A 2,478-nucleotide genomic window follows, 5' to 3' on the forward strand; every position below is an offset into this window, starting at 1 on the left:
GTTCGGCCGCGGCGGCGATGGTGTCAAGGCAGATGCCGGCGCGGTCGGGATCGCACGGACCGGGAGACAGCACGATGCCGTCGGGCCGCAGATCGAGCGCCTGCGCGACCGTCAGTGCGTCATTACGTTTCACCACGATCTCCGCACCCAGTTCGCCGAGGAAATGGACGAGGTTGTAGGTGAAACTGTCATAGTTATCGATCAGCAGCAGCATGCGGCAACCCGCGGCAAACAAATGGGAAACAAGCGAGCGGTTACCCTACAAGGCGAGACCCGGAAATTCCAGCGCGGCGACGCATGCCGGTACCTTGACCTTCCCGGCACTGGAAGCCCCATATGGATACCATCTGTGTGTGAGTAACGATCTGTTAACGATGAAAACCCATCGTATCGGGAGAGCGTTTCATGAATATCGGGACAGTTGCCAAGCGCTCCGGCGTGTCGGCCAAGACCATTCGCTATTATGAAAGCATCGGCCTGATCGCATCCGCCGGCCGCAGCGCCAACGGTTACCGGGTCTACACGTCGGAGGAGGTCGAAACCCTGCGTTTCGTTTCGCATGCGCGTTCACTGGGCTTCGCGGTCAAGGATGTCGCCAACCTGTTGACCCTCTGGCGCGACCGGAGCCGTGCGAGCGCCGACGTCAAGGCGCTGGCGCGCGGCCACATCGCGGAGATCGACGCGAAGATCGCGGAGCTGCGGAATATCCGTGAAACGCTGGTCGATCTGGTCCAGCGCTGCCATGGCGACGACCGTCCCGACTGTCCCATTCTCGACTCGCTGGCTACATCATCGACAGAGCATCGCACCTGACATTATGCCAAGTCCAACGACCAAAACGTCCAAGACGCCGAAACCCCGGCGCACCCGGCGAAAGCCTGCGGTGCCCGACTTGCTGAAGCGCTTTCGTCCCGTCACGCTGGCGGCGGGAGCCCTTGCCCTGACCTTCGGCGCGGGCGCTCTGGTCGGCTTCCTTTATCAGCGGGATTCGGACAAGCCGCCTGCTCAGGTTGTCACGACCCGGCCGGAAGCGGTGCGTCCGACCGCTCCCCGGATCGACATGCCCCGCGTCGAACCGCCCCGCCTCGAACAACCGCGTGTCCAGGAACAGGCCGACGGGTCCTCCGCACCGAAGGCACCCTCGGTGTCTGTCCCCACCATCGCTCCGCCGCTGGCCAAGCCGGCGCCGCCGACGGTCCTGGCGGCGATGATGCCGCCGCCGGTCCCGCCGGGCGCCGCACCGGCCCCGGTCGCTCCCGGCTTACCGCTGTGGCAGAGGAACGCGGTGCCTTTCGTCCCCCGCTCCGGTGGTCCCATGATCGCCATCGTGATCGACGACATGGGGCTGGACCGGAAGCGCAGCTCCCGGGTCGTCGGATTGCCGGCTCCCCTGACCCTTGCTTGGCTGCCTTATGCCAACGACCTTCCGCGCCAGACGAAGACGGCTCGGACGGCAGGGCATGAGCTGATGGTCCATATCCCGATGGAGCCGCGGGCCAGCGACATCGATCCCGGACCGGACGCCATGAAGGTCGGCGTCGGCAATGCCGAACTGCTGCGCCGTCTCGACCATGGCTTGAAGTCGTTCGACGGCTATATCGGGGTCAACAACCACATGGGCAGCCGCTTCACGGAGGATGCGGCCGGCATGAGGGTGATCCTGGGCGAGCTACAGCGGCGCGGCCTGATGTTCCTGGACAGCCGCACCACCAGCCACAGCGTCGCCTTCGGGATCGCGCGCGGTCTTCACCTGCCCGCCCTGGGCCGCGATGTCTTCCTGGACGACGACATGAGCCCCAGCGCGGTCAGGGCGAGCCTTGCCAAGGTGGAGGCCGTCGCCCGGCGGCAGGGTTACGCCATCGCCATCGGGCACCCCCACGACGCGACCGTGGACGCCCTGGTCGAATGGCTGCCGTCCGTCGCCGCCAAGGGCTTCACGCTCGTTCCCGTCAGCGCCATTCTGAAGAACCGCCAGCCGAGCGGCTGAAGCCGTTCCGCCAAGGCTTCGAAAAGCTACCGACCGATCAGTAAAACGCCAAATGGAGGCACCACGATGTCAGCGAAGTACAAGGTTTCAGGGATGAGTTGCGGCGGATGCGTCCGCTCCGTCACCAACGCGATCACCGCGCGCGACTCAACCGCACAGGTCGAAGTCGACTTGCCGACCGGAGTGGTGACAGTCGACGGCGACCTGTCCGAGGATACCGTCAAGGATGCGGTGGAAGGCGCCGGATTCGATTTCGGCGGCAGGGCCGCCGCCTGAACGGCACGCGCCCCAACATATCCGTCAGCGGCTGGAAGCGAACCTCACCGCTTCCTCCGCTGCACGGATCAGCGCCCGCGACTTGTTGACCGTTTCCTGGTATTCGGCCTCCGGATCGCTGTCGGCCACGACACCGCCGCCCGCCTGGACATGCATGACTCCGTCCTTAAGGACGGCGGTGCGGAGCGCTATGCAGGTGTCCATGGCGCCGTTTG

At 65.3% G+C, this 2,478-nt stretch carries 5 protein-coding genes; 3 read left to right on the forward strand and 2 right to left on the reverse strand.

Annotated elements, in window-relative coordinates; genetic code table 11:
* Nucleotides 1–214, reverse strand: a 214-nt coding sequence (locus AC5JJ6_RS08970) for a glutamine amidotransferase-related protein (protein WP_496041703.1), incomplete at its 3' end; no start/stop codon positions are given.
* A gap of 191 nt (nucleotides 215–405) precedes the next feature.
* Between AC5JJ6_RS08970 and cueR the strand changes: the two genes are divergently transcribed.
* The 3 genes from cueR (at nucleotide 406) to AC5JJ6_RS08985 (ending at nucleotide 2,263) form a co-directional block, all read left to right on the forward strand.
* Nucleotides 406–813: a Cu(I)-responsive transcriptional regulator gene (cueR, locus tag AC5JJ6_RS08975; protein ID WP_496041704.1), complete on the forward strand. Its 408-nt coding sequence runs from the start codon at nucleotides 406–408 to the stop codon at nucleotides 811–813.
* A 70-nt stretch (nucleotides 814–883) separates the two neighbouring features.
* Entirely contained in the window at nucleotides 884–1,987 is a 1,104-nt protein-coding gene (locus tag AC5JJ6_RS08980) for a divergent polysaccharide deacetylase family protein (protein ID WP_496041705.1), read from the forward strand.
* Nucleotides 1,988–2,053: 66 nt separating this feature from the next.
* Nucleotides 2,054–2,263: a heavy-metal-associated domain-containing protein gene (locus tag AC5JJ6_RS08985; protein WP_496041706.1), complete on the forward strand. Its 210-nt coding sequence runs from the start codon at nucleotides 2,054–2,056 to the stop codon at nucleotides 2,261–2,263.
* 24 nt (nucleotides 2,264–2,287) lie between these two features.
* On the opposite strand, the gene AC5JJ6_RS08990 is transcribed toward AC5JJ6_RS08985, so the two are convergent.
* Nucleotides 2,288–2,478 (reverse strand): chorismate-binding protein (locus AC5JJ6_RS08990; RefSeq protein ID WP_496041707.1); only part of this gene is annotated, 191 nt, incomplete at its 5' end.

Source organism: Skermanella sp. (genome assembly GCF_059503625.1).